General features: G+C 63.0%; 28 protein-coding genes and 1 tRNA gene. 6 read left to right on the top strand and 23 right to left on the bottom strand.

Going from position 1 to position 25069, the window contains the following annotated elements:
- Positions 1 to 2: 2 nt before the first annotated feature.
- From secF to AOT96_RS24755, 7 genes are all read right to left on the bottom strand, one after another.
- On the bottom strand, positions 3 to 1226 hold the full coding sequence (gene secF, locus AOT96_RS24785; protein WP_007732958.1) for a protein translocase subunit SecF: 1224 nt from the start codon (positions 1224 to 1226) through the stop codon (positions 3 to 5).
- The gene (gene secD, locus AOT96_RS24780; RefSeq protein ID WP_007732956.1) at positions 1223 to 2944 is read right to left on the bottom strand and encodes a protein translocase subunit SecD; all 1722 of its coding nucleotides are present in this window, start codon (positions 2942 to 2944) and stop codon (positions 1223 to 1225) included. The genes secF and secD overlap by 4 nt, the downstream gene beginning before the upstream one ends.
- A gap of 197 nt (positions 2945 to 3141) precedes the next feature.
- Positions 3142 to 3489: a preprotein translocase subunit YajC gene (gene yajC / locus AOT96_RS24775; RefSeq protein ID WP_003943339.1), complete on the bottom strand. Its 348-nt coding sequence runs from the start codon at positions 3487 to 3489 to the stop codon at positions 3142 to 3144.
- 138 nt (positions 3490 to 3627) lie between these two features.
- Positions 3628 to 4725: a Holliday junction branch migration DNA helicase RuvB gene (gene ruvB, locus AOT96_RS24770; RefSeq protein WP_003943304.1), complete on the bottom strand. Its 1098-nt coding sequence runs from the start codon at positions 4723 to 4725 to the stop codon at positions 3628 to 3630.
- The gene (gene ruvA / locus AOT96_RS24765; RefSeq protein ID WP_007732953.1) at positions 4722 to 5321 is read right to left on the bottom strand and encodes a Holliday junction branch migration protein RuvA; all 600 of its coding nucleotides are present in this window, start codon (positions 5319 to 5321) and stop codon (positions 4722 to 4724) included. Before ruvA ends, ruvB begins: the two co-directional genes overlap by 4 nt.
- On the bottom strand, positions 5318 to 5887 hold the full coding sequence (ruvC, locus tag AOT96_RS24760) for a crossover junction endodeoxyribonuclease RuvC (protein WP_003943325.1): 570 nt from the start codon (positions 5885 to 5887) through the stop codon (positions 5318 to 5320). Before ruvC ends, ruvA begins: the two co-directional genes overlap by 4 nt.
- 124 nt (positions 5888 to 6011) lie before the next feature.
- On the bottom strand, positions 6012 to 6764 hold the full coding sequence (locus tag AOT96_RS24755) for a YebC/PmpR family DNA-binding transcriptional regulator (RefSeq protein ID WP_007732951.1): 753 nt from the start codon (positions 6762 to 6764) through the stop codon (positions 6012 to 6014).
- Between the two features lie 145 nt (positions 6765 to 6909).
- Here AOT96_RS24755 and AOT96_RS24750 point away from each other — a divergent pair, with 145 nt between their 5' ends.
- Positions 6910 to 7266 (top strand): GntR family transcriptional regulator, encoded by a 357-nt coding sequence (locus tag AOT96_RS24750; protein WP_003943322.1) that lies wholly within the window; start codon positions 6910 to 6912, stop codon positions 7264 to 7266.
- Positions 7263 to 8183: a hypothetical protein gene (locus AOT96_RS24745; RefSeq protein WP_065352436.1), complete on the top strand. Its 921-nt coding sequence runs from the start codon at positions 7263 to 7265 to the stop codon at positions 8181 to 8183. The genes AOT96_RS24750 and AOT96_RS24745 overlap by 4 nt, the downstream gene beginning before the upstream one ends.
- Before the next feature lie 13 nt (positions 8184 to 8196).
- On the opposite strand, the gene AOT96_RS24740 is transcribed toward AOT96_RS24745, so the two are convergent.
- On the bottom strand, positions 8197 to 8898 hold the full coding sequence (locus AOT96_RS24740; protein ID WP_065352435.1) for a GAP family protein: 702 nt from the start codon (positions 8896 to 8898) through the stop codon (positions 8197 to 8199).
- Position 8899: 1 nt separating this feature from the next.
- Positions 8900 to 9100 carry a hypothetical protein gene (locus tag AOT96_RS24735; protein WP_047269316.1) on the bottom strand — a complete coding sequence of 67 codons (201 nt, stop codon included), beginning with the start codon at positions 9098 to 9100 and terminating at the stop codon, positions 8900 to 8902.
- Between the two features lie 111 nt (positions 9101 to 9211).
- On the opposite strand from AOT96_RS24735, the gene AOT96_RS24730 reads away from it, so the two are divergent.
- Together AOT96_RS24730 and AOT96_RS24725 are read left to right on the top strand one after the other, a co-directional pair.
- On the top strand, positions 9212 to 10426 hold the full coding sequence (locus AOT96_RS24730; RefSeq protein ID WP_231917339.1) for a sensor histidine kinase: 1215 nt from the start codon (positions 9212 to 9214) through the stop codon (positions 10424 to 10426).
- Positions 10381 to 11058 (top strand): response regulator, encoded by a 678-nt coding sequence (locus tag AOT96_RS24725; RefSeq protein WP_065352433.1) that lies wholly within the window; start codon positions 10381 to 10383, stop codon positions 11056 to 11058. The genes AOT96_RS24730 and AOT96_RS24725 overlap by 46 nt, the downstream gene beginning before the upstream one ends.
- A 25-nt stretch (positions 11059 to 11083) precedes the next feature.
- Here AOT96_RS24725 and pdxT read toward each other — a convergent pair whose 3' ends face one another.
- Positions 11084 to 11689 carry a pyridoxal 5'-phosphate synthase glutaminase subunit PdxT gene (pdxT, locus tag AOT96_RS24720; protein WP_007732937.1) on the bottom strand — a complete coding sequence of 202 codons (606 nt, stop codon included), beginning with the start codon at positions 11687 to 11689 and terminating at the stop codon, positions 11084 to 11086.
- Positions 11689 to 12558, bottom strand: a complete 870-nt coding sequence (gene tesB, locus AOT96_RS24715) for an acyl-CoA thioesterase II (RefSeq protein WP_007732935.1) — start codon at positions 12556 to 12558, stop codon at positions 11689 to 11691. The genes pdxT and tesB overlap by 1 nt, the downstream gene beginning before the upstream one ends.
- A 79-nt stretch (positions 12559 to 12637) precedes the next feature.
- On the opposite strand from tesB, the gene AOT96_RS24710 reads away from it, so the two are divergent.
- A complete protein-coding gene (locus AOT96_RS24710; RefSeq protein ID WP_065352934.1) occupies positions 12638 to 13261 on the top strand; it encodes a hypothetical protein in 624 nt (207 codons plus the stop codon).
- A 35-nt stretch (positions 13262 to 13296) separates the two neighbouring features.
- Here the strand turns inward: AOT96_RS24710 and AOT96_RS24705 are convergent, their stop codons facing one another.
- From AOT96_RS24705 to AOT96_RS36615, 3 genes are all read right to left on the bottom strand, one after another.
- Complete coding sequence (locus AOT96_RS24705; protein ID WP_003943337.1) at positions 13297 to 14118, bottom strand: acyl-CoA thioesterase; 822 nt, start codon at positions 14116 to 14118, stop codon at positions 13297 to 13299.
- 114 nt (positions 14119 to 14232) lie between these two features.
- Complete coding sequence (locus AOT96_RS36620; protein WP_231917337.1) at positions 14233 to 14943, bottom strand: HNH endonuclease signature motif containing protein; 711 nt, start codon at positions 14941 to 14943, stop codon at positions 14233 to 14235.
- A gap of 63 nt (positions 14944 to 15006) precedes the next feature.
- On the bottom strand, positions 15007 to 15744 hold the full coding sequence (locus tag AOT96_RS36615; protein WP_231917329.1) for a DUF222 domain-containing protein: 738 nt from the start codon (positions 15742 to 15744) through the stop codon (positions 15007 to 15009).
- 196 nt (positions 15745 to 15940) lie between these two features.
- Here AOT96_RS36615 and AOT96_RS24695 point away from each other — a divergent pair, with 196 nt between their 5' ends.
- A complete protein-coding gene (locus tag AOT96_RS24695) occupies positions 15941 to 16417 on the top strand; it encodes a RidA family protein (RefSeq protein ID WP_050656607.1) in 477 nt (158 codons plus the stop codon).
- 101 nt (positions 16418 to 16518) lie between these two features.
- Here the strand turns inward: AOT96_RS24695 and pdxS are convergent, their stop codons facing one another.
- The 9 genes from pdxS to AOT96_RS24650 form a co-directional block, all read right to left on the bottom strand.
- Positions 16519 to 17427: a pyridoxal 5'-phosphate synthase lyase subunit PdxS gene (gene pdxS, locus AOT96_RS24690; RefSeq protein WP_003943338.1), complete on the bottom strand. Its 909-nt coding sequence runs from the start codon at positions 17425 to 17427 to the stop codon at positions 16519 to 16521.
- A 171-nt stretch (positions 17428 to 17598) separates the two neighbouring features.
- Entirely contained in the window at positions 17599 to 18621 is a 1023-nt protein-coding gene (locus AOT96_RS24685) for an NUDIX hydrolase (RefSeq protein WP_042919908.1), read from the bottom strand.
- The gene (locus AOT96_RS24680; RefSeq protein WP_065352432.1) at positions 18618 to 19745 is read right to left on the bottom strand and encodes a glycosyltransferase family 4 protein; all 1128 of its coding nucleotides are present in this window, start codon (positions 19743 to 19745) and stop codon (positions 18618 to 18620) included. Before AOT96_RS24680 ends, AOT96_RS24685 begins: the two co-directional genes overlap by 4 nt.
- Positions 19742 to 20644, bottom strand: a complete 903-nt coding sequence (locus AOT96_RS24675) for a phosphatidylinositol mannoside acyltransferase (RefSeq protein WP_030536867.1) — start codon at positions 20642 to 20644, stop codon at positions 19742 to 19744. The genes AOT96_RS24680 and AOT96_RS24675 overlap by 4 nt, the downstream gene beginning before the upstream one ends.
- Positions 20641 to 21318, bottom strand: a complete 678-nt coding sequence (pgsA, locus tag AOT96_RS24670; RefSeq protein ID WP_007732918.1) for a phosphatidylinositol phosphate synthase — start codon at positions 21316 to 21318, stop codon at positions 20641 to 20643. Before pgsA ends, AOT96_RS24675 begins: the two co-directional genes overlap by 4 nt.
- 81 nt (positions 21319 to 21399) lie before the next feature.
- Positions 21400 to 21954: an HIT family protein gene (locus tag AOT96_RS24665; RefSeq protein WP_003943307.1), complete on the bottom strand. Its 555-nt coding sequence runs from the start codon at positions 21952 to 21954 to the stop codon at positions 21400 to 21402.
- Positions 21951 to 24008, bottom strand: coding sequence for a threonine--tRNA ligase (gene thrS, locus AOT96_RS24660; RefSeq protein WP_007732914.1), 2058 nt, complete (start codon positions 24006 to 24008; stop codon positions 21951 to 21953). Before thrS ends, AOT96_RS24665 begins: the two co-directional genes overlap by 4 nt.
- Before the next feature lie 133 nt (positions 24009 to 24141).
- Positions 24142 to 24594: a TIGR02611 family protein gene (locus AOT96_RS24655; RefSeq protein WP_030536868.1), complete on the bottom strand. Its 453-nt coding sequence runs from the start codon at positions 24592 to 24594 to the stop codon at positions 24142 to 24144.
- 187 nt (positions 24595 to 24781) lie between these two features.
- Positions 24782 to 24853, bottom strand: a tRNA-Val gene (locus AOT96_RS24650).
- Between the last annotated feature and the right edge of the window lie 216 nt (positions 24854 to 25069).

The following is a 25069-nucleotide window of genomic DNA, read 5'->3' as shown; positions in this document are numbered from 1 at the left end:
GTTCAGTGCCCCTTCTTGTTTCGCTTTCCGGTCGGCCGCGCACCCGGCTGCGGAGCAACCGGCGCACGGCGTGCAACTGGTGCGCCGACGGCAACCGTCTGCGTACCCTTCTCGGCCAGCGTAGCCCGGCGCGAGAGCACCTTACGAGTGTGCGCGGCAACGGGTCCCCAGCGTTCCTTCATCGACACCAGGAGCGGCGTCGCGAAGAAGATCGAGGAGTACGCACCCACGATGATGCCGACGAGCTGAACGAGCGCAAGGTCCTTGAGTGTGCCGACGCCGAGCATCCAGACCGCGACGACCATCAGAGCGATCACCGGGAGCACACTGATGACGGTCGTGTTGATCGATCGCATCAAGGTCTGATTCACCGCGAGGTTGGCCTGCTCGCCGTACGTCCGGCGCGTCAGATGCAGAACACCGCGGGTGTTCTCTTCGACCTTGTCGAACACCACCACGGTGTCGTACAGCGAGAAGCCGAGAATGGTAAGCAAACCGATCACCGTCGCGGGCGTCACCTCGAAACCGACGAGCGAGTAGACGCCGGCAGTGACGATGATGTCGAAGAACAACGCAACGATCGCAGCTACCGCCATGTCCCGCTCGAAGCGGATGGCGATGTAGATACTCACGATCACCAGGAACACAATCAGCGCGATCAGCGCCTTCTTGGTGATCTGGCCGCCCCAGGTTTCACTCACGTCCGCAAAACTGATGGCTTGCGCCGACGGGTTCCCGTTCTTGTCCTTGGGCTGGAACTCGTCGAAGAGAGCCGACTGAAGATCGTTGATCTGCGTCGCGTTCAACGTCTCCGACCGGATCTGCACGGTTGCGCTGGCACCCGAGCCGACTGTCTGCACGCTGACCGGTTCGAACCCGAGTGTGTCGGAGTAGACGGTTTCCACCGCCGACGTCTCGACTCCGCCCTCGGCCGGGAACTGAATGCGTGATCCGCCTTCGAAATCGATACCGAAGGTGAAGCCGCGCAGGATGATGCTCAGCAGCGCAATGGCGACCAGAGCGCCGGTCAGTCCGTAGTAGAAGCGACGCTTGCCGACGACCTCGAACGCACCCGTTCCGGTGTACAACCGCGAGAGCCAGCTGTGCTTGGGCATCGCGCCCTGATCGACGCCTGAGTCAGTGATCTCCGACCGGGCCGCCGCATCGGCGGACTCGGCGGCGGAACTGTTGGTGGACCCCACCGGGGAGTTGTTGGACTCGCTCATGCTCGTGTCTCCTTAGCCGACGCAGCGGCGGCAACCTTACGTTCGCGGGCAACCTCTTGCACTGCGCCGAGACCGTTGACGCTGGGCTTGGACCAGAACGCCGAACGGGACGCCATGCTGACCAGTGGCCACGTCACGAGGAACACGACAATCACGTCGAGAATGGTCGTCAGACCCAAGGTGAAGGCGAAGCCTCGCACCTGTCCGACCGCCAGCACGTACAGAACTGCAGCGGCGATGAAGCTCACCGCGTTGCCGGAAAGAATTGTTCGGCGTGCTCTTGCCCAACCGCGTGGCACCGCCGAGCGGAAGCTACGGCCCTCACGCATTTCGTCCTTGATGCGTTCGAAGAACACGACGAACGAGTCGGCGGTCATACCGATACCGATGATCAGACCAGCCATGCCGGCCAAGTCGAGCGTGAAGCCGATGTATCTGCCGAGCAGAACCATGATCGCGTAGACCATGACTCCGGAGAGAATCAGCGACAACGCCGTCAGGACGCCGAGCATGCGGTAGTAGACGAGGCAGTACAGCAGAACGAGAACGAGACCGACCGCGCCGGCGATCAATGCCGCCTGCAGTGAGGCCAGGCCGAGCGTGGCCGAGACCGTCTCGGCCTCAGAGGCTGCGAACGAGAGCGGAAGCGAACCGTACTTCAGTGTGTTGGCAAGTTCTTTGGCACTCTCGGCAGTGAAACTGCCCGTGATCGAGGTGGCGCTACCCGCAGGCGTTGCACCTTGAATCGTGGGAGCGCTGACGACCTTCGAGTCGAGCGTGAACGCTGCCTGCTTGCCGATGTTGGCTGAAGTGAACTCGGCCCAGGTGTTGCTGCCGGTCGTCTTGAACGAGAGGCTGATCTCGTGGCGCGACTGCTGCGAGTTGAAGACCGAAGACGCGTCGGCAATCTCCTGGCCGTCGATGATCGAAGGACCGAGGAGATAGATGTTCAGTCCGTCTTGCGAGCACGCGACCAGCGGCAGGGTCGGGTCGTCGTTTCCACGGAGCGGATCCGCGACGGAGCAGTCGAGGTTCGCCACTGCTTGCTGCTGCACTGTCGGATCGCTGCTCTGCCGGAGGGCGCGCGCTGCGGCGATTTCCGCTGCTGCTGCGTCGCCTTCGTCGGTGCCGTCGCTCGGCGCGTCCCCGGTGGGGGCCGGAGTCGTTGTCTGCGGCGCGGGCGTTGCCTCGGGAGTAGTCGGGTCCTGAGCCAGGAACGGACGGTTCTGCGGCGTCTGCGTCCCGTCAGCGGGTGCTTCGGGGGCCGGTGCATCAGTGGCCGGAGTTTCGGCCGCCGGCGCCTCAGGCGTAGCTGTCCGATTCGCGTCACGGGTGGCGACGTCGATCGAACCCGTCACCGGGCGGATGTACAGACGAGCGGTCTGGCCGAGCGAGCGAGCCTGCGCACTGTCGTCGCCGGGAACGGTGATGACGAGGTTGTCACCGTCGACAACGACCTCGGAACCGGAAACGCCGAGACCGTTGACGCGGGTCTCGATGATTTCCTGAGCCTGCTTGAGACTGTCCTGACTGGGAGCGCTGCCGTCCGGGGTACGAGCGGTCAACGTGACGCGCGTTCCACCCTGCAGGTCGATGCCGAGCTTCGGCGTGGCCGACTTGTCTCCAGTGAAGAACACCAGGGCATACAGTGCCACTACCAGGACCCCGAAAAGGGCCAGGTAGCGGACCGGATGCACCGTTCCGGTGGAAGGTGCCACGATCTTTAAGTCTCCTCGGTAGGTGCAGAGCTTCAGTAAGTGCACGGCTCGGGTGGTCGACGACCACCCGAGCTGCGGCGTTCGAACTGCAACGATTGATCAACGGGGCGAACTGAGCTGCTGGTGTAAGAGCGGACAAACCGATCTGGACGTGTGTCCGAGTTCACAACTCTAGAACACGTACCAGTTCGACGAAGTCAGGACTCCTTGGTGAGCCGGATTTCGGTGTCGGCAGCAGACTCTTCGATCTCGGAAATCGAGTCGTCGTCGTACTCGTCGGTCTCGGTCGTCTCGACGACGCGCTCACGGATGACCAGACGCGACCAGGTGGTGATGACACCGTCCGCGATCTCGAGGTCCACGGTGTCGTCGTCCAGGGAAGCGATCGTGGCGTAGAGCCCGGCCGTGGTCTGCACCCGATCGCCGACCTGCAGCGAGTCCTGCATCTCGGAAGTCGCGGCCAAGGCCTTCTTCTGCTTGCGCATGCCCAGGAACATGGGCACCAGCAGTGCGAGGATCAAGAGGGGGAAAAGCAAACTCGACATGTGTTGATCAACCTCGGTTGTGTTGCACGTTTTACGCCGCGATGGTCCCGGATGGACCTACGCAATACACCAGTGTGCCATTAGTTGCTGAGGATTCCTGACAGATCGGCCGTTCAAGTAGGCCTTTCCAGTCGAAATTCACTCGCCGTTCGGATCGAACAACGTGGCCTGCGGTTCGTTGACACGAACCTCGATACCGCCCGCTGCGGCATCCGGCGGCGGTGTCATTCCGAGTTGAGTCCAAGCAGCGGCGGTAGCCACACGTCCTCGCGGCGTCCGGGCGATCATTCCGGCCCGGACCAGGAACGGCTCGCACACTTCTTCCACCGTCGACGGTTCCTCGCCGACGGCCACCGCAAGCGTCGACACGCCGACGGGCCCGCCGCCGAACGAACGCACCAAAGCACTCAGTACCGAACGGTCGAGACGGTCCAAGCCCAACTGGTCCACGTCGTAGACGGCCAAGGCCGCCTGAGCGACGTCCATGGTGACGATTCCGTCGGCGCGCACCTCGGCGAAGTCGCGAACCCGGCGCAGCAATCGGTTCGCGATACGCGGTGTCCCCCGCGAGCGTCGTGCGATTTCGGCACCGGCATCGACTTCGAGATCGACGCCCAGAATTCCGGCCGAACGCATCAGAATCTGTTGCAGCTCTTCGGGTTCGTAGAAATCCATGTGAGCGGTGAACCCGAAGCGGTCGCGCAACGGACCGGTCAGCGCACCCGACCGCGTAGTCGCACCGACCAGCGTGAACGGTGCAACCTCCAGAGGAATCGACGTGGCGCCCGGCCCCTTACCGACGACGACGTCGACACGGAAGTCTTCCATGGCCAGGTACAACATCTCCTCGGCCGGTCGAGCGATTCGGTGAATCTCGTCGATGAACAACACGTCGCCCTCGACGAGGTTGCTCAGCATCGCAGCCAGGTCTCCGGCGCGTTCGAGCGCCGGTCCGGACGTCAACCGCAGAGAAGAGCCCAACTCCCCCGCGATGATCATCGCCATCGACGTCTTGCCGAGCCCGGGGGGACCGGACATCAGGATGTGATCAGGCGTGCTGCCACGAAGTTTTGCTCCGGTGAGCACGAGCTGCAGTTGTTCGCGAACACGAGGTTGACCGATGAAGTCGTCGAGACTCTTGGGGCGCAGACTCGCTTCGACATCACCGTCTCCCGCCACCAATTCGGCAGAGACCTGCGACTCGTCGTCGAAATCGTCGATCGGGTCGAAGTTCATCGAGTCTTACCGAGCAGCGACAGAGCGGAACGCAGTGCGACCGACGTGGTGGCCTCGGGCGATTCCGCCAGAACCGAATCCGTGGCCTGCTCAGCCTGCTTGATCGGGAAGCCCAGACCTTCGAGAGCCTCGACGATCTGATCACGGATCGAGCTGCCGACGACGACGCCGGACGCCGCGCCGGCCGTCGTCGCGACGGCGTCGACCTTGTCACGCAGTTCGACAACCATGCGCTCGGCGCCGCGTTTTCCGATACCGGGCACCCTCGTCAACGCCGTCAGGTTGCCTTCCGAGAGCGCCCGCCGCAGCGCGTCCGGTTCGAGAACTGCGAGAGTTGCCATCGCCAGGCGCGGTCCGACTCCGGAAACCGTCTGCAGGAGGCTGAACAGGTCCTTCGACTCGGTATCGGAAAAACCGTACAGCGTCATCGAGTCTTCGCGAACGATCATCGTCGTGAACAGTCGCGCTTCGCTTCCCCGGTGCAGCGCACCGAGAGTCACCGGGGTGGCATTGACCCGATAGCCGACACCTGATGCTTCGATGACCGCGTGATCGAGCGCAATATCGAGTACCTCGCCGCGTACCGACGCGATCATCGTGAACCTGCCTTCTTCGTCTCGGCCAATTTTGCCTGATACTTACGCATTTGTTCAGCGGCCATCGCCTCGGCGCGGGCCATCCGCTCGATCATCGGTGCTCGCCAGCAGTGACAGATCGCCAGCGCCAGAGCGTCGGCAGCGTCAGCAGGTTTCGGCGCCGTCTTCAAATTCAGAATTCGCGTCACCATCGCAGTGACCTGCGCCTTGTCGGCGTTACCGCTGCCGGTGACGGCGGCCTTCACCTCGCTGGGCGTGTGGAAACACACCGGAATGCCGCGTCTGGCGGCAGCGAGCGCGACAACTCCGCCTGCTTGCGCCGTCCCCATCGCGGTACTGACGTTGTGCTGCGCGAACACGCGCTCGATCGCGACCACCTCCGGCTTGTACTGCTCGATCCACAGTTCAGCCGCATCGGAGATCCGCAGAAGCCGAGAACCGAGGTCCATCTCGGCCGGAGTCCGCACCACGTCGACCGCAATGGGGCGCACTTTCCTGCCGTTACTCCCGTCGACCACTCCCAACCCGCAGCGAGTCAAGCCTGGGTCCACTCCGAGCACGCGCACTTGTCACACCTCTCCATACCGAACAGCTGTTCGATAGCTTAGCGGTGCGCGGGACTACTACCCCGCATCAACACGCAACCCGGCCCGGACGCGGACGTCAGGACCGGGTTGAGTTGAAAAACAATCAGTCTTCGAGAGCCGCGAGAACCTCGTCGGAAAGATCGATGTTGGTGTAGACGTTCTGCACGTCGTCAGAATCTTCGAGCGCGTCGACGAGCTTGAAGATCTTGCGTGCGCCGTCGACATCCAAGGGAACCTCGACGGAAGCGCGGAAATCGGCTTCAGCGGAGTCGTAGTCGATGCCGGCTTCCTGAAGTGCCGACCGTACGGCAACCAGATCCTGTGGCTCACTGACGATTTCGAAGGTTTCACCGAGATCGGTGACTTCCTCGGCACCGGCGTCGAGCACAGCCATCAGGACGTCGTCCTCCGACTGGCCGTTCTTCTCGAGCGTGACGACACCCTTGCGAGCAAACAGGTAGGAGACGGAACCCGGGTCAGCGAGGTTGCCACCGTTACGGGTCATCGCGGTGCGAACTTCACCGGCTGCGCGGTTGCGGTTGTCGGTGAGGCACTCGATCAGAACGGCGACGCCGTTGGGTCCGTAGCCCTCGTACATGATGGTCTGCCAGTCTGCGCCGCCCGCTTCTTCACCGGCGCCGCGCTTGCGCGCACGCTCGATGTTGTCATTGGGAACAGACGTCTTCTTCGCCTTCTGGATGGCGTCGTACAAGGTGGGGTTGCCCGTGGGATCGCCACCGCCGGTTCGTGCCGCCACCTCGATGTTCTTGATCAGCTTCGCGAAGGATTTGCCACGACGTGCGTCGATCACAGCCTTCTTGTGCTTGGTGGTGGCCCATTTTGAGTGGCCGCTCATGCGATTCAAGCCCCTTTCCTGCTGCGTTGCGCACGCCGAATGCGCGTCTTTCAGCTCTGCCGATGTTACCCGTCCCACGTCACAACTCGCTGCATCCCCCGACACGAATTAGTCAAACCGCGCATTGTTTGCATAGAATGCAAACATGTTGGTCCGAATAGATCACGCCTCCACAACTCCACTCGCGGAGCAGATTGCAGCCGGGGTTCGTGGCTCGGTCATCCGCGGTGAGATCGGACCAGGTGACCGCCTGCCGTCCGCTCGCGCTCTCGCCGAGTCGATCGACGTCAATCTCCACACGGTTCTTCGTGCGTACGCAACACTCCGCGACGAAGGCCTGATCGACCTCCGACGCGGACGTGGCGCCGTCATTCGCGCCGAATTCGACTCGGGAAGAACAGCTCTCAACGAATCTGCGCGCGAGTTCGTACGGCAGGCCCGAAATCTCGGACTCGACACTGCGCACATGCTCGACCTCATCAAGGAGACCAGCACACAATGACGACCAGCAAGATCCGACTCTGGACAGCAGCTTCGCTGACTCTGATCCCGACCCTGATCCTGGTTCTCGCACGCTTCGCGTGGGGTGACCGCCTACCCGAGACCGTCGCGAGCCATTGGTCCGGATCGACCCCGGACGGCTTCAGCACCACGACGACGTTTTTCGCCATCGCGCTGGTGATTTCTCTGGTGGCTGTCGTTTGCGCCTGTGTCGTCGCGGCCCGTTCGAGCGACAACGCGCCCTTGTTTCTCGCCGTAACCTCGATCTCGAGTGCGACACTGGCGACGATCTGGATTCTGAGCGTCGCCCTGACGATCGACGCCGGGTCGCCGGAAGCCGCGCGTATCGGCTGGTGGATTCTTGCGCCGATCGCGGCGGTACTCGTAGGAGTTCTGGCATACGCGCTGCCTGACCCGCAACGAAGCGGCCCGGAGTCGCCACTGCCGACCCCGACGCTCGACACTCCGCTGACGGCCTCCGAACGTGCAGTGTGGGTCGGGCAGGTCCGCAGCGTCTGGCCGTGGATCGTTACCGCCGGCCTCGTAGTTCTCGTGATCGCGACTGCCGCGTACTCGGATTGGTGGGTTGCCGTGATCCTGGGTGTGTCCACCCTCGCCGTCACAGCATTCGCGTCGGTCACCGTGCGCGTCGACCGTCACGGTGTCGGCATCAGTTCCTGGGGCGTTCAATGGAAGAAGATCCCCATCTCGAAGGTGAAGTCCGCATCGGTCGACGCGATACGTCCGGCCGAATGGGGCGGATGGGGTTACCGAATGACACCGCGCGGAACAGCCGTCACTCTCCGCTCGGGTGAGGCCATCGTGGTCACTCTCGAGAACGGACGACTGTTCGCCGTGACCGTCGATCACCCGGAAGACGGTGTGAAGCTGATCAATTCGTTGGTTCAGGCTGGTTGATTCACGAACAACGTCAATTCACGAACAACACGGCAGCGGCATTGCCGGCGAGGTAGAAGCCGGCAATGCCGAACACCCAACCCATCGCGCTGTCGCCGTGGCGTGAGATGAACGAATCCACCCCGCGCAGCGGCTTGTCCAGTCGGTCGCCGGCCACGATCCGCCCACACAACAGAAGGACTGCCGGAGTGGCCATGATCAGGCAGTATCCGGCAAGTATCGACGCAGACGTGAATGAGGACAGCCCAGCAGCGGTGATCATCGCGATCGCCGCCAAGTAGGGCAGCATCGTCACCAATTCGGCGGTTCCGGCAGCAATCGCCAGAAGTACAACACTTCTCGCGGAACTGGCCGAGCCGAGCACCCGCTCTCGCCAAACATGGGTTCGATCGGCCTGACCGGATGTGCGTCTCTTCTCGGAATCGAATCGAAAGCTCCACGCGAACAACGCGATACCGAGAATCAACTGCGCAACGCGGGCGGCGGGGGTGTCGAGTAGCGGGGCGACGACTGGCATGCCTACCCGTGCCGTCGTCCAGACGGCCACCCCGACAACAAAATAGAACGTCGTGATGACCACCAGATACGTCAGCAGCCTGCGAACCTGCGGTCGTCCCGGCATCAACAACATCCAGACCGGGACGACCAATGTTCCGATGCTCGTACTGTCCAGCAGGGCGAGCCCGCCCAGCGTGGTGAGCAGGACGAGTTCCACGTCAGTCGTTTCGGCGCTCGGGTATCGCTGCCTCCCGCGTTCGGACTGCATTCACGATGTCGAAGGCACCGATGATCGCGAGGATCACGCCGAGTGGTCCGCCGCGAAACCAGAAGAACTCGGCGTCACGCGCGAACAGCCACAGACAGCCGCCACCGACGACCAAGAGAATGCCGATCATCAACTCGAAACGAATCTTCATACGTCGAGCCTGTCTTCTCTCTCGAATCCGCACATCAGCCATCGGAACAACGCCGACCTCATCATTTGGTATGACAAGTCAGGCGCCCCGATGTGCTCTGATAAGTCTGTGGTGACCAGAAGTCGGAGTGTCGGCAAGTGGAACGATCCGCTCATCGCCTTCGGCCTGTTCGCGATCGGGGTACTCCTCTACCTGGTCGGCCTGTACCAAATGTGGACAGATGTCGGAGGTGTCGCCGACGTTCCCGCCGGGGTTCGGATCGGGATGCTGGCTCTGCTGTGTGCGATCGACTCGTTCCGGCGGGTGCGTCCGGCAACGGCCTTGGCGGCGGGGGCCGTCATCGTCGCGGTCGACGCCGCCCTTGGCCCGACTCTGCCGATGTGGCTGGTCCTCTCGGATCTCACCTACGCCGCAGTTCTGTACGGGACGGCGCGGCTGGGCCGAGTGGTGTGTTCTCTGACCGCGGTGACGGTTGCCGCGCTCACCGCACTCGTCTACCTGTCCACCCAGGACGTCCGCGCTGCGGCTGGGGCGGGCGTCGTGACCGCTCTGTTCTTCGGTACGCCGGTGTGGTGGGCACTGGTCATCCGTCGACAAGTCGAACTGACCGAGGCCGAACGCGAGCGTTCCAGAGTCCACGAAGCACTCGCCGCTCTGGACCGCGAGGCCGCGGTCGCTCACGAACGCGCGACCATGGCGCGCGATCTGCACGACGTGATCGCAAGCCACCTCTCCGCCATCGCCATCCACTCGGAGGCGGCACTGTCCACCTCAGCTCTCTCCGGTGAACGGGGCGAACCAGACGACGGCTTGCGGGAGATGATCGGGGCGATCAGATCGAGCAGTCTCGCGGGCCTTTCCGAGATGCGCTCGATGATCGAACTGCTCCACGCCGGGGACGACGAGACCCCGGACCCGCGTTCCTCTCCCCCGCGGCTGACCGAGTTGCCCGTCGTCCTGGACGCAGTTCGGGCAGCCGGCGGCACTGTGCACGTTGCGATCGACGTCGATGCTGCCGACCTGCCGAGCGTGGTCGATCACACGGCGTATCGGATCACCCAGGAAGCGTTGACCAACGCACTCAAGCATGCGCCTGGTGCACCGATCTCGATGTCGATCTCTCTCCAGCACAATGCATTACAGATCGAGATCCGAAACCCCGTCGGTCGCGACACATCCAGTTTTCGGGCGGGAACGCACGGACTTGCAAACATGCGTCACCGCGCCGAACTGCTGGGCGGTTCACTCGACGCACTTCCGGTCGACGGAGAATGGACGGTATGCGCACAGCTACCGGTCCCCGCGCCGAACGGAACGGATCAGTGATCACCGTCGCCCTGGTCGACGACCACGCCGCGATCCGGTCCGGACTCGCGATGATCCTGCGGCAGCACGACGACATCGATGTCGTTGCAGAAGCCGGTGACGGAGCGTCGGCGATCACCGTCACCCGCACGCATCAACCCGACGTCGTACTCATGGACGTCCGGATGCCAGGCACCGACGGCATCGAAGCGACACGTCAGATCGTCGGAACGACCCGAAGCCACGTATTGGTGTTGACCACCTTCGATCTCGACGAATACGTCTTCGCGGCCCTGCGCGCCGGTGCGTCGGGATTCCTGCTCAAGACTGCGACCGCGGACGAACTGACCCGCGCTATCCGCAATGTCGCGGCCGGAGATGCAGTGCTCGCTCCTCGCGCGGCGCGTGTCCTGATCGGCGAGTTCGTGCAGCGCGCACCCAAACCCACCGAACCGCTGGGATTGAACGAGCTCACCGACCGTGAACGCGAGGTGCTCGCGCTGTTGGGGACGGGTCTGTCCAACGCCGAACTGTCGCGTGAACTCGGAGTCGGTGCTCCGACGGTGAAGTCGCACGTGTCGCGAGTTCTGTCGAAGTTGCACCTCACCTCACGCGTCCAGGCGGCGATCCTTGCCCGCGAACTGGAGCTGTAGGTTCGGCCGAGGCTGACTACTCCAGTTATCCGCGAACCAGATCGACGAACATCTCGTGCACTCGACGGTCCCCGGTAACCTCGGGATGGAAAGAAGTGGCGATCACCGAGCCCTGCCGAACCGCGACGATCCGGCCTGCGGCCTCCCCCGCGGCGGCGGGAACCTGCGCAAGGACCTCAACGCCCGGCCCAACTCGCTCCACCCACGGCGCGCGGATGAAGACGGCGCGAATGGGATCACCGATGATGCCCTCGAACTCCAGGTCGGACTCGAAAGAATCGACCTGCCGACCGAAAGCGTTGCGGCGCACCGTCATGTCGATGGCGCCGAGATGCTCGGCGTCCGGCCGGGTGTCTAGTACCTCGCTGGCGAGCAGAATCATGCCCGCACACGATCCGTAGGCCGGCAGCCCGCCGCGGAGTCGCTCACGAAGCGGTTCCAGCAGCTCGAATACCTGCAGAAGCCGGCTCATCGTGGTGGATTCGCCACCGGGGATCACGATGCCGTCGACCTTGTCGAGTTCCTCCGGGCGCCGGATACCCACCGCATCCGCTCCCGAATCATCGAGTGCGGCAAGGTGTTCGCGAACATCACCTTGGAGGGCGAGTACACCGATCAACGGACGCGTCATCACACAGTTCCTGTCTTGTTCTCACGGCTGTTCTTGCTCTCATGGCTGTCGGGTTCGCGTTCGAGACGCGTCAAACCCTCCTGAACCACCGCTGCCACCATGTTGCCATCGCGATCGTAGATACGCCCCTGAGTGAGCGCGCGACCAAAACCTGCCGACGGCGACGTCTGGTCGTAGAGCAACCACTCGTCGGCCCGGAACGGACGCAGGAACCACATCGCGTGATCGAGCGAAGCAGTCTGCGTCTTCACGCCGCGGTGCGGGACTTTGGAAGTTCCGAGCAGGGTCATGTCACTGAGGTACGCGAGGGTGCAGATGTGCAGCAGCGGACGATCCGGCAGAGCCTCGCGGTAGCGCATCCACACGCGTTGTTGCGCAGCGAGATCCGGCGCTGACGCGCTCTGCTCAGCGGGCACAATTCTGATGTCCCAGTTCTTCCACTCCTGATAGAACTGCGATTCAGCCAACTTCGGAACGGTCTGCGCGTCCGGCAAGTCCTCCGGCGCCGGAACGGAGGGCATCCGGTCCTGGTGCTCGATACCTTCGTCGTCGACGTGGAACGAGGCCGACATCGTGAAGATCGTCTTGCCGTCCTGAACTGCATTCACCCGGCGGGTGCAGAACGAGCGCCCGTCGCGGATGCGGTCCACCAGGTAGACCGTCGGAATCTTCGGATTGCCCGGGCGCAGGAAATATCCGTGCAACGAGTGCACGTGGTAGCTCTCGTCAACGGTGCTCACGGCAGAAACCAACGACTGCCCGGCAACCTGCCCGCCGAACGTCCGTTGAAGTGCGGTGGGATGGACCGCACCACGGAAGATGTCCTTCTCCAGGTGTTCGAGCGCGAGGATCTCCTCGATACCAACCATGAGTCCTCCGAAAACATAGACCGCCGCACTGGGCGCGATGACGGTTCACAATATCGCCTCGGCGAGCGGGCACGGCACCATGGTGGGCGTGAGTACATTCATCCCGTCCAGTCCCCTCGCCTTGGCCGAGCAGATTGCAACGCTTAGCGGATCGTTTCCGTCGGTGGCGGTAGTAGCGATCGACGGACCTGATTGTGCACAGCCGTCTCGGCTCGCGGATCTGGTTGGCACCGCCCTCGAGTCGCGCGACAGGCCGAGTGCTGTTGTGTCACTGCACGACTACGTACGGCCGGCTTCGCTGCGATACGAGTTCGGCCACGAGGATGCGCTGAGTTACCGCACTATCTGGTTCGACTATCCGGCACTCGATCGTGAAGTGATCACCGCAGCCCGCACCAAACGGGCGTTCTTGCCGAAACTCTGGGACGAACCCACCGATCGATCGGCTCGTTCGACCCGTATCCCCGTCCATGAGCGCGCGGTCATCGTGATCGCCGGTCCGATGTTGCTCGGGCGCGGGCTGGAGTTCGACGTCAGCGTCCGCCTGGACATGAGCGAACCTGCCATGCGGCGGCACACACCGGAGGCAGATCTGTGGACCGTCGAGGCACTCCTCGAACACCGATCAGAAGTGTCCGAGGAGGTCGATTTCGAGGTCAGATACGACCATCCGGCCCGGCCTGCGGTGCGGTCTCGCCAGTGAAGGTCTCACTGCGATTGATCTCACGTCGGCCGACCTCACTTCGGGCGATACAGCCTGGTCAGACCCTCCTGGACGACTGCAGCAACCATATTTCCTCGGCTGTCGAAGATTCGTCCCTGCGTCAGTGCGCGACCGAAGCCCGCTGACGGCGACGTCTGGTCGTACAACAGCCACTCGTCGGCGCGGAACGGCCGCAGGAACCACATGGCGTGATCGAGCGAAGCGCTTTGCATGGCCACGTCCATGTGGGGGCCGCGGGAAGATCCGAGCAGCGTCATGTCGCTCATGTAGGCAAGCGTGCACACGTGAAATACCGGGTCGTCCGGGAGTGCCTCGCGGGAACGAAACCACACTTGCTGCTGCGCGGCAGCGCCCGGACGTTTGTCGATGTCGGCCTTCGGCACCATTCGAAGGTCCCAATCGGACCACTCACGCGCCAGCCACGCAGTCTCGGGATCCTCCGAATCCTGGGCGATGGCCAAGGTCTCGGGATCAGGAACGGGTGGCATCTCGTCCTGGTGCTCGATGCCTTCGTCTTGGACGTGGAAGGACGCCGACATCGTGAAAATGGCTTGCCCGTCTTGAATTCCGGTGACCAAGCGGGTCGCGAACGATCGACCGTCCCGAACACGATCAACCAGAAAAACCGTCGGCTCCATCGGATTTCCCGGACGCAGGAAATATCCGTGCAACGAATGAACCGAGTAGGCCGGATCGACCGTGCGTACCGCCGACACCAATGCCTGTCCGGCGACCTGGCCGCCGAAAGTGCGGGTCAGGGTGGTCTCCGCGATGATTCCTCGAAAGATGTCCCGCTCGAGGCGTTCCAACTCCAGAATTTCTTCGATCCTCGCCATCGATGCTCCACATCTTCCCGTGTACCGACGTCTACCGACCTTCACACAATGCCTGACGCACCCCCGGCCACCAAAGTGGGCATCCGAAAACACTGAGCGACGGGGCGCATCGACTCAGAATGGCGGTGGATCGTCTCCGCCGTCGAAGGTCCTCCTCCGGGCCTTCTTCTTCATTCGGAGGTGCATTCGTAACCGCTGCCGCCGGCGTTCACCCCGCACACGAGCGGCTTTGTTTTCCAGACGTGTGCGCCGACGCCGACCACCCTCGGGCAGTACAGGCTCGAGCATTCCCGCCAGCAGACCTGACGGCCTCGTTCGGTAGCAATGTCCGGTCGGCGAGGTCAGCATGACACTCCGGTCCGGGTTCGAGATATGCAACCACTGACCGGAATGCTTGAGGCGGTGATGGTTTCGACAATACGCACTCAGATTCGACGCCACGGTCTTTCCACCACAAGTGGGATCGCGATGATCAAAGGGCTCAGTGTGATCAAGATCTGAATTCCATGCAGCGACATCGCAGTGCAACCACTGGCAGCTTCCTGCGATCACCCGCACCCAGGTGTCGAGGACAGCGCCGGGGCGGTAGACCGACGCCGAAGGAACAACGGGCGGAGGTACTGGCTCGCCCTCACCGGAAGACTCGAGCGCGGCATCGGCTGGTACCTTCACCTTCCGAATCAGCGCACCCGCGGCGATGTCACGCGCATGCTCTGCACTGATCACTCCATAACCGTCGAGGTGAGCGGGTTCGTCTGCACCTGGTACGTCACCGCCCTGAAGCGTTGATTCCAGCATGACCACGTGAACCAACGGCCGACGCACCACCACAATCCCGCTTCGATCTTGTGGGCACTCGTCCCGGCCGCAATCGCACGGCAGAATCGTCTACCCGGATACCAACGCTCCCAATGCGTCAGCTCGTCGTTGCTCGTACTTACGGGAATCGTGTCGACACACCGACATTGCCAACTCCCGCAACCGACGGTCGAAAGCCCGTGCTTCCTCCGCCGGAATACTCCCCAATATCCGCGCCATTCCGTCCTCGGCAGCGCTCACACCCACGAACCGATCAGCCAGGGCGCGGCGTCGACGTTCGCGTATCCCCTCGGGATCCACCACGGCGACGATCCGGTCGATAGCCGCTGTCAATCGGCGACCCGTCAAGCCGGTACCGCCAGGCATCGGTGGCGCCGAGATCTTCTCGAGGAGTTGCCGTTCCACCTCGTCGATCAAATCGTCGGCTACGTTGGCCGTAGCGGAGTCGATCAATCCGACTCGATACAGATCCAGTTCTCCGCGCGCCATGGCGGCACGCGTGCGATGGAGGCGAGTCTTGAGAGAAAAGCCGAGACCGATCAACTTTCCCGCTGCGGCACGGCCCATGGTCAATGCCGCGCCGAGCTCGGCCTCAGCCAGTTCGTGAGCGGTAGACGACCAAGCACCGTTATCAGTGTGGTCAGCGCTGCGACGCTCGAAAAACTCGGCAATGGCAGCCAGTTTCCGTTCCACGAGCATCGATTCGCGCGCATGCAGATCGGCGATGAGATCGATGAGGGCGCAGTCGGATTCAGCACCGGACAGCTGCGCTGCGGTACCCGAACTTCCTACTCCGTCATCGAACATTCCTCAACATTATTCGAATATACGTTCGATATCCATGATTTCCAGGAATCAGTCCGAACAATCCCGATTGACCGAAAATCCACGGCCAATATCACCAAAAGTGATGGGGTGGGCGCAAATACGACTTGGACTTGCCGAGACTCCCGATGGCAGACTCGAACACCATTCCCGGACAAAAGAACCCATTGAGGAACCGATGAACGACGCAAGTACCTGGACCGCACGACTCGCCGCACTCGACCTGACCCTCCCGCCTGTTGCCACCCCCGCAGGCTCATACCTCCCCGCCGTTCAGACGGGGTCATACGTCTACACGTCGGGGCAATTGCCGCTCGTCGACGGCACTACGACGTGCATCGGTAAGTTGGGCGAGGGCGTCTCCGTCGAAGACGCCGCCCAGGCGGCGCGGTTGTGCACTCTCAACGGACTCGCGGCAGTCGATGCCTTAGTCGGGCTCGATCGCATCGTTCGGGTCGTCAAGGTCGTTGGATTTGTTGCTTCCGGATCGGGATTTTCGCAGCAACCCCAGGTGATCAACGGTGCGTCCGACCTGCTGGCCGAGATCTTCGGTTCGGCTGGACAACACGCCCGCTCAGCGATCGGCGTCGCCGAACTACCCCGAAACAGTGCCGTCGAGGTCGAGTTCGTGTTCGAGGTATCGGACAGCATCTGATCGGTCTGCCACACCCCGAAGGGGCGGCGGTTGCCAACGCAACCGCCGCCCCTTCGTCTGTGAGGACTTTCAGGCACTGGGCCCGGTCGTCGAACCTGCTGTCACCAACCGCGCTCTGCGAGGCGGTGTCCGACAGGCAGGTCGTCGACGTTGATACCGACCATTGCCTCGCCGAGTCCGCGCGAGACCTTGGCGAGCACGTCCGGGTCGTCGTAGAACGTGGTGGCCTTGACGATGGCCTCGGCGCGCTGCTTCGGGTTGCCGGACTTGAAGATGCCCGATCCGACGAACACGCCCTCGGCGCCGAGCTGCATCATCATGGCAGCGTCTGCCGGGGTCGCGATGCCGCCCGCGGTGAACATGGTGACAGGCAGCTTGCCGGCCTTGGCGACCTCGACGACCAGTTCGTACGGGGCCTGCAGTTCCTTGGCGGCTACGTACAGTTCGTCCTCGCTCAGCGAGGTCAACCGGCGGATCTCGCCTCGGATGGTGCGCATGTGGGTGGTGGCGTTGGAGACGTCTCCGGTGCCTGCTTCACCCTTTGAGCGGATCATGGCCGCGCCTTCGTTGATGCGACGGAGCGCTTCACCGAGGTTGGTGGCGCCACAGACGAAGGGAGCGGTGAACTTCCACTTGTCGATGTGGTTGGCGTAGTCGGCCGGGGTCAGGACCTCGGACTCGTCGATGTAGTCGACGCCGAGGCTCTGCAGGATCTGCGCTTCGACGAAGTGACCGATGCGTGCCTTCGCCATGACGGGGATGCTGACGGTGGAGATGATGCTGTCGATCATGTCCGGGTCACTCATGCGCGAGACGCCGCCCTGTGCGCGAATGTCTGCGGGGACCCGCTCGAGTGCCATGACGGCGACGGCGCCGGCGTCTTCGGCGATCTTGGCCTGCTCAGCGGTGACCACGTCCATGATCACACCGCCCTTGAGCATTTCAGCCATGCCGCGCTTGACGCGGGCGGTGCCGATGGCGGTGGTGGGGGCAGAGTCGGGGGTGCTCACAGCAAACTCCTGCAGTAGTGGCGTGACAAAAGAAACGAGGCACGGCGAACACACGAGTTCATTCGCTCGGAGGCCTCTGGCCAGAACTCTAGGACTAACCGGCCTTCGATTCCGTATCCAATTTGCCATTGCTGGCCTTAGACTGCCCGCGAGCACTGAACGACCGAAAGATCAGCGGATGGAACGCACTTCCGGATCCTCGGTACCGTCCGCGATCGTCGCCGCTTCCACCAGGAGGTTTGCCAGATCCAACGGGTAGACCGGCTCACCGGACTTGGCCAATTGGCGGATCTCGTCGGCGCTGCACCAGCGATGGCCGGTGATGGCACGCTGCTCCAATTCGGTGTGGCCTTGGAAGACCGGCTCGAAGCCGTGAGTGCGCGTAGCGAAGAACAGCTCTTCCGAACGGATCAGCTCACCGTCGAACGGGAAAATCGCCACACGCCGCCAGAGCGGACCTCGCAGATTCTCCGGAGCCACGACGAATCCGGTCTCCTCCTCGATCTCACGAACGGCAGCCGCCCGTAGGTGTTCGCCCCGTTCGAGCCCTCCGCCGACGGTGAACCAGAAGTAAGTGTTCGGGATCTTGGGATCGTGGCCGCGCAACAGCAGCACCCGATCGTCCTCGTCCAGCATCACCACGCGGGCAGAGGTCCGTGACGTATCCACGGTGATGCCCTCGGGCACCGCCGCCGCGGTCGTGCGCTCCGATATCTCGAAGTACTGAGGTAGCGGTGCCGTTCCCCCGAGGTGCAGCCAGCGAACAAGTCGACGCGTACGCAACGCGAGAGTGTCGCGCACCGCGTCGTTGTGGAACCGCCGAGCGATCAGGACCCTCGCCTCGGCATCGGCCAACTCGGCCACCAGTTGAGGTCGCAGCGACGTCGTGCCGTAGGCAGCGAGAGCATTGGACAGCCGGTTCTCGGCAAGCTCGCGATCCTGACGATCCGCACGTTCGGCGGCGTCCGCCAAGGTGACGAATCTGCGGGCGTCGTCGGCGCTCATGTCCACAGCCGCCGCGCGGACAACCGCGGCACGACGGGACAGAGCCGCATCGAGCGCCAACCACGACTGATCCGAACGCACATGCAGTCGATCGAGTCGGTTCGCCGTCCCGTACGCCCACAGTCCGACGACCAGGACGACGGCAGCGACGAGCCCGAGAATGAAGATTGTCAGAGCGGAGAAGGTCATGAACCCACCACGCGTACGCCGGTGCCGCCAACCGTGACGGTCTCGTAGACACGCAGGATCTGTTCGGCCACCACCGGCCAGTCGTATTCGGCAACAACACTTGTCGCGGTGTTGACCAGCGCGCGTCGTCGATCCGGGTCACCGAGAACGGAATCGATTGCCTCGGCCAAGGCATCGGAGTTCCCGATGGGGACCAGCAAGCCGGCCTGACCGTCGCGAAGAACACGGCGAAAAGCGTCCAACTCACTGGCCACGACGGCAGTGCCAGCCGCCATGGCCTCGACCAGCACGATCCCGAAGCTCTCACCGCCGAGATTGGGCGCGCAGTAGACGTCCGCACTGCGAAGCGCCGACGCTTTCTCCTCGTCACTGACCTGCCCGAGCAGGCGGAGATGCTTGAAGTACTTACCCGCCTCTTTGCGGAGTTTCTCCTCGTCGCCGCGTCCGACCACGATCACTTCGAGGTCCGGATGACGCTCGACCAACTCCGGCAGCGCACCGAGGAGGACGGCCATCCCCTTGCGCGGTTCGTCGTAGCGACCGAGGAACAGAATGGTTCCGCCCTCGCGCGGGTAGCCGGGCAACAGATCGGCCTCGGCAAACGCTGCGACATCGACGCCGTTGGGGATCTCGACCGCGTCGGATCCGAGAGACTCGACCTGCCAACGACGCGCCAACTCCGAGACTGCGATCCGGCCGCTGATCTTCTCGAGATACGGAGCCAAGACACCCTGAAACGTGCTCAGCACCAACGACTTCGTGGTCGACGTGTGGAAGGTGGCGACGATCGGGCCTTCCGCGATGCGCAACGCGAGCATGGACAGACTCGGCGCATTGGGTTCGTGGATATGTAGAACGTCGAAGTCACCTTCCGCGATGAACTTGCGGAGGCGGTTGTTCGCCGTCGGGCCGAAAGACAACCGCGCAACAGAACCGTTGTAGGGAATCGCGACGGCTTTACCTGCGGAAACCACAAAATCCGGCAACTCGTCGTCATCGGACGACGGCGCAAGCACACTCACTTTGTGACCACGTTCGATCAGCACCTCGCCCAGATCCACCACGTGCGCCTGGACGCCGCCGGGGACGTCGAAGGAGTACGGGCAGATCATGCCGATTTTCATTCACCCTCCATGCGGGCGAGCCGCGATTCGGAAAGGTCCGAGCGCCACAGCGGTTGAAGCATGTGCCAGTCAGCGGGGTGCGCTGCGATGTTGACCGCGAAACGGTCGGCAAGTGCTTGCGTGGCCGGGCCGACTCCGCCGGATACGTCGATCGGCGGGTCGATCTTGAAGCCCCATCCGTCGGGTGTGAACCAGCAGTGGACCGGTAGCAGCGGCGCGCCGGTGTCGATCGCGAGCTTCGCCGGGCCGGCGGGCATGCGAGTGGGTTCTCCGAAGAACGTGACGGGCACACCCTTCTTCGCCAGATCGCGCTCCCCCAACAGGCACACGATCTTGTTCTCACGCAGATGCTTGGAGAGTTCGACGAACGGAGGATGCTCCCCGCCGCTGAGCGGGAAGATCTCGAAGCCGAGACTCTCGCGATAGTCGACGAACCGTTCGTACAGGGATTCGGGCTTGAGCCGCTCGGCAACGGAGGTCAACCCGCCCCACTGCTGAACGCACCACACGCCGGCCATGTCCCAATTACCGCTGTGAGGCAACGCCAATACCGCGCCATGACCTGCCGCCATTGCCTTTTCCAGATGTTCTTGGCCCTCGACCAGCGCATGCAGCGCCTTACCTGTCGCGACCAGGTCCATCGACGGAAGACGAAACGCCTCACGCCAATACCGGGCGTACGAGCGCATCGAATCCTTGATCAACTGATCCGGAACTTGCTCCGGCGTCGTGCCCAGAACTCTCGCGAGGTTCTTCCTGAGTTGTTCGGGTCCGCCCTTGCGTACCGCGAAATCCGCTCCGGCGTCGAACAGCTTGACCGCCACCGATTCCGGCAGGCTTCGCACCAGACGCCAACCCGCGGCGTATCCCAGATCTGTTGCACGCTCGGCAAAGCTCATTTCTCTGCCTCGCCGTCCGTGTCCGGCGCACCTTCGACCGTCGATGCGGCCGGGGCGATCGGCAGAAGTTCCCGAGCGCCAGGGGAATTGCGCACCGCGAGCACTCGCTGGAAGACCGTCACGATGCTTCCGGCGGCAAGTACCCACATCGCGATGTGGATTGCCCACGGAAGACCCATACCCGTCAGGCCGGATCCGACCAACACGATGATCAGTCGGTCCGGGCGCTCGATCCACCCGCCGTCCGCAGTCAGCCCGCTCGCCTCCGCGCGCGCCTTCGCGTACGAGATGACCTGCGAGGTGACGAGGCAGATGAGCGTCGCGACGAGCAGCCACTTGCTGTTCTCGTGGTAGACCGCCCACCAGGCCAGGCCGGCAAAAATCGCGCCGTCGGCGACGCGGTCGCAGGTCGCGTCCAGTACCGCCCCGTACCGCGTTCCGCCGCCGCGAGCACGAGCCATTGCGCCGTCGAGCATGTCGAACATGACGAAGAACCAGATGAACATGGTTCCCCAGAACAGATGTCCGGACGGAAACAGCGTCACCGCACCGGCGACGCTTGCCACCGTGCCGATCACCGTCACCGAGTCCGGCGTCAGACCGGTCTTGACCAGCGCCTTCCCCATAGGTGCCGTCACCTTGGACACCGATGCGCGCCCGAAGAAGCTCAACACCGCAGGAACCCTCCCCGTCGTGAGTTCCGGTTCGGAACTCGTTGCAGCAATGCATCCTGCCATGAAGCCGGATGCGTCAACCTATTGTTGCCAGGCACCGGCGAGTAGTCCCCTGGTCTCCCGCAGCAATTGCGGCATCACCTTGACCCCACCGAGCACGGTGATGAAGTTGGCGTCGCCGCCCCAACGTGGCACTACGTGTTGGTGAAGGTGCTCGGACAGCGAACCGCCCGCAGCGGCACCGAGATTCAGGCCGACGTTGAATCCGTGAGGATTCGACACGCTCTTGATCACCCGCAACGCCTGCTGGGTGAACGCCATCAACTCGGCGCTCTCCTCCGGCGTCAGGTCTTCGAGTGCCGCGACCTTGCGGTACGGAACCACCATCAGGTGCCCCGGGTTGTACGGATACAGGTTCAGAACCGCATAGACATGCTCACCGCGGGCAACGATCAGTCCTTCTTCGTCCGACATCTTCGGAATGTCGATGAACGGTTCACCTGTCGTGCCCGGGGTGTTGGGCGCCTCGGTGATGTACGACATCCGATGCGGCGACCAAATGCGCTGCAAATGGTCAGGGTCACCGACGCCGTGGTCGATCAGCGAACCCGGACCGTCGTCACCGGGGGCGCTCACTGCGCCACGCTTGGCTGCACCAGTTCGGCTGTCGGCGAGGCGTTCTCGCGGCGGCCGATCCACTCGGTGATGATCCGGACGGCGTCGTCGACGGGAATGCCGTTGATCTGCGTGCCGTCACGGAAACGGAAGCTGACCGCGCCGGCCTCCACGTCACGCTCGCCCGCGAGGAGCATGAACGGGACCTTTTGCGTGGTGTGGTTACGGATCTTCTTCTGCATACGGTCGTCACTGAAGTCGACCTCGGCGCGAACACCGGCTGCCTTGAGCTTCTTCGTGACGTCGAACAGGTGATCGGCGAACGCCTCGGCCACCGGGATTCCGACGACCTGCACCGGCGCCAGCCACGCCGGGAACGCGCCCGCGTAGTGCTCGGTCAGGACACCGAAGAACCGCTCGATCGAGCCGAACAGCGCGCGGTGGATCATGACCGGACGAGTCTTGACGCCGTCGTTTCCGGTGTATTCGAGCTCGAACCGCTCGGGCAGGTTGAAGTCGAGCTGGATGGTCGACATCTGCCAGGTGCGGCCGAGTGCGTCCTTGACCTGAACGGAGATCTTGGGACCGTAGAACGCGGCTCCGCCCGGATCCGGCACCAGAGTCAGGCCGGAAGCTTCGCCGACCTCGGCGAGCGTTGCAGTTGCCTCTTCCCAGACGTCGTCGCTACCGACGAATTTGTCCGGGTTCTTGGTGGACAGCTCGAGGTAGAAGTCGTCGAGGCCGTAATCCTTGAGCAGGTTCAGCACGAACTGCAGCGTGGTGGTCAGCTCGTCGCGCATCTGCTCACGGGTGCAGTAGATGTGAGCGTCGTCCTGGGTCATGCCGCGCACGCGGGTCAGGCCGTGGATGACGCCGGACTTCTCGTAGCGGTAGACCGAGCCGAATTCGAAGAGCCGCAACGGCAATTCACGGTACGAGCGTCCGCGAGCACGGAAGATCAGGTTGTGCATCGGGCAGTTCATCGGCTTGAGGTAGTAGTCCTGGCCCGGCTTGCGCACGGTGCCGTCCTCGTTCAGTTCCTCGTCGACGTGCATCGCCGGGAACATGCCGTCGCGGTACCAGTCGAGGTGACCGGAAACCTCGTACAGATGCCCCTTGGTGATGTGCGGAGTGTTGACGAACTCGTAGCCCGCCTCGATGTGGCGGCTGCGCGAGTAGTTCTCCATCTCGGTGCGGATGATGCCGCCCTTGGGATGGAACACCGGCAGACCCGAACCGAGCTCGTCGGGGAAGCTGAAGAGGTCCAGTTCGGTACCGAGCTTGCGGTGATCACGACGCTCGGCCTCGGCGAGCAGTTCGAGGTATTCGTCCTGAGCCTCGGTGGACTCCCACGCGGTGCCGTAGACACGCTGAAGATCGGCGTTGTCCTGGTTGCCACGCCAGTAGGCGGCGGAGCTTCGGGTCAACTTGAAGGCCGGGATGTGCTTGGTGGTCGGAATGTGCGGGCCGCGGCACAGATCGGACCAGATCTTGTCGCCGGTACGAGGATCGAGATTGTCGTAGATGGTCAGCTCGTTGCCGCCCACCTCCATGATCTCGGGATCGTCGATACCGGACTTGTCGTCGATCAATTCGAGCTTGAAGGGCTCGTCGGCCAACTCGACCCGAGCGTCCTCGATCGAATCGACGACTCGACGCGAAAAGCGCTGTGATCCCTTGATGATCTGCTTCATACGCTTTTCGAGCTTGGCCAGATCCTCCGGAGTGAACGGGCGGTCCACCGCGAAGTCGTAGTAGAAGCCGTCCTTGATCGGCGGACCGATGCCGAGCTTCGCGTCGGGGAATTCTTTCTGAACCGCCTGCGCGAGGACGTGGGCCGCGGAGTGCCGGATGACGCTGCGGCCGTCCTCGGTGGATGCTGCCACCGGCTCGACGTCGACATCGACCTCAGGTGTCCACGACAGATCCTTGAGCGTTCCCTCGCCATCGCGGACAACGACGATCACGTCGGGCCCCTTCGTGGGGTATCCGGCTTCGCGCACTGCAGTCCCGGCGGTCGTCCCCGCGGGCACCCGAAGTGGGGCGGCTGAGTGCTCTGGCGCGGGACTGGTCACGGCGATGTGCTCCTAAAGGTATTGCGACAAGTTAGACAGGCGTCGTACCCACTGCGAGCACGCGCACGATCATGTTATCGGCCCTACCGACATGGTGAGACAACCGAGTGAAGGAAACCGGGCCGCGTTCAACTCACAGCGGCGACTCGAGCCACGAGTAGTCCAGGCCCACCCATGTCCCGATCAGGCCGAAAGTGCCGAGCACCCACAAAGTCGCCAAGACGATCACTGTGGTGAACAGAACGCCCAACCCTTTGACGAACAGCGACTGCTTGCCGAACCATTCCATGAACCGGTCGTATCGAGCCTTCGCGAAATGAAGGAGTCGATGTGCCCACGCGAACTCCGACGCCAGGATGCCGAGGCCGGCGAAAACGATGAGCCAACCGGGCCCGGGGTACGGAATAGCCACGATGCCGGCGGCGAACACGATCGTGCCCACGACTCCGACGCCGATGCGGTACGCAAGATTGAGGGTGGGCCGCGCGGCGATTCCCGCGCGCCACCGCTCCCAGCGGGACTCTGCGTCCTGGAAGACGGACAGGTCTGAATCGTCGACGGAAGAATCGACCTTTTCGGTACTCAAAGCAGTCACCTTTTCGGTCGCGAAATGTCTCTTCGACCAGGCTACCGAAATCGTCGCCCGGCGACCTGCGACGACGGTCTGCATGCCGAAACGACCGTGCCCTCGAACAGCTGTGCTCTCAAACGGCTGTGCTCTCAAACGACTGAAGGCGTCCCCGATGATCGGGAACGCCTTCAGTGTTTTTCTGTGGTCCCGGCTGGGATCGAACCAGCGACCTTCCGCGTGTGAAGCGGACGCTCTCCCACTGAGCCACGGGACCGTAAGTCATCCGAACGCATGCGCTCGAACGAGTTGGAACATTAACACGGCTGCGCGATGAATACGAATCACCAGGTTGGCATTCGTTTTGCTCCAGGCCGCCCCGAAATCTACGAATTCGAACTGATTTCAGACCGTATTCATCGCCAAGACGGACAGTTGCAACGCGCGCGACGGGCCGATTCGACTCCGAACACGCCACTGAGCTGGTGATTTG

Source organism: Rhodococcus sp. 008 (genome assembly GCF_001682295.1).
GTDB lineage: Bacteria > Actinomycetota > Actinomycetes > Mycobacteriales > Mycobacteriaceae > Rhodococcus_F > Rhodococcus_F qingshengii.
The sequence above is the reverse complement of the archived record's forward strand: the minus strand, read 5'-3'. Positions and strand labels throughout refer to the sequence as shown.

Bases quoted from the DNA above. Each gene is read 5' to 3' on its own strand.
- AOT96_RS24685 (WP_042919908.1), bottom strand. From the start codon at position 18,621: ATGACCTTCTCCGCTCTGACAATCTTCATTCTCGGGCTCGTCGCTGCC.
- ruvB (WP_003943304.1), bottom strand. From the start codon at position 4,725: ATGAACTTCGACCCGATCGACGATTTCGACGACGAGTCGCAGGTCTCT.
- AOT96_RS24745 (WP_065352436.1), top strand. From the start codon at position 7,263: ATGACGACCAGCAAGATCCGACTCTGGACAGCAGCTTCGCTGACTCTG.
- tesB (WP_007732935.1), bottom strand. From the start codon at position 12,558: ATGGTTGGTATCGAGGAGATCCTCGCGCTCGAACACCTGGAGAAGGAC.
- pdxT (WP_007732937.1), bottom strand. From the start codon at position 11,689: ATGACGCGTCCGTTGATCGGTGTACTCGCCCTCCAAGGTGATGTTCGC.
- AOT96_RS24755 (WP_007732951.1), bottom strand. From the start codon at position 6,764: ATGAGCGGCCACTCAAAATGGGCCACCACCAAGCACAAGAAGGCTGTG.
- AOT96_RS36615 (WP_231917329.1), bottom strand. From the start codon at position 15,744: ATGTTCGATGACGGAGTAGGAAGTTCGGGTACCGCAGCGCAGCTGTCC.
- yajC (WP_003943339.1), bottom strand. From the start codon at position 3,489: ATGTCGAGTTTGCTTTTCCCCCTCTTGATCCTCGCACTGCTGGTGCCC.
- AOT96_RS24710 (WP_065352934.1), top strand. From the start codon at position 12,638: ATGGTGGGCGTGAGTACATTCATCCCGTCCAGTCCCCTCGCCTTGGCC.
- AOT96_RS24750 (WP_003943322.1), top strand. From the start codon at position 6,910: ATGTTGGTCCGAATAGATCACGCCTCCACAACTCCACTCGCGGAGCAG.
- AOT96_RS24680 (WP_065352432.1), bottom strand. From the start codon at position 19,745: ATGAAAATCGGCATGATCTGCCCGTACTCCTTCGACGTCCCCGGCGGC.
- AOT96_RS24705 (WP_003943337.1), bottom strand. From the start codon at position 14,118: ATGGCGAGGATCGAAGAAATTCTGGAGTTGGAACGCCTCGAGCGGGAC.
- AOT96_RS24695 (WP_050656607.1), top strand. From the start codon at position 15,941: ATGAACGACGCAAGTACCTGGACCGCACGACTCGCCGCACTCGACCTG.
- ruvA (WP_007732953.1), bottom strand. From the start codon at position 5,321: ATGATCGCGTCGGTACGCGGCGAGGTACTCGATATTGCGCTCGATCAC.
- secF (WP_007732958.1), bottom strand. From the start codon at position 1,226: ATGAGCGAGTCCAACAACTCCCCGGTGGGGTCCACCAACAGTTCCGCC.
- AOT96_RS24725 (WP_065352433.1), top strand. From the start codon at position 10,381: ATGCGCACAGCTACCGGTCCCCGCGCCGAACGGAACGGATCAGTGATC.
- AOT96_RS24675 (WP_030536867.1), bottom strand. From the start codon at position 20,644: ATGAGCTTTGCCGAGCGTGCAACAGATCTGGGATACGCCGCGGGTTGG.
- AOT96_RS24735 (WP_047269316.1), bottom strand. From the start codon at position 9,100: ATGAAGATTCGTTTCGAGTTGATGATCGGCATTCTCTTGGTCGTCGGT.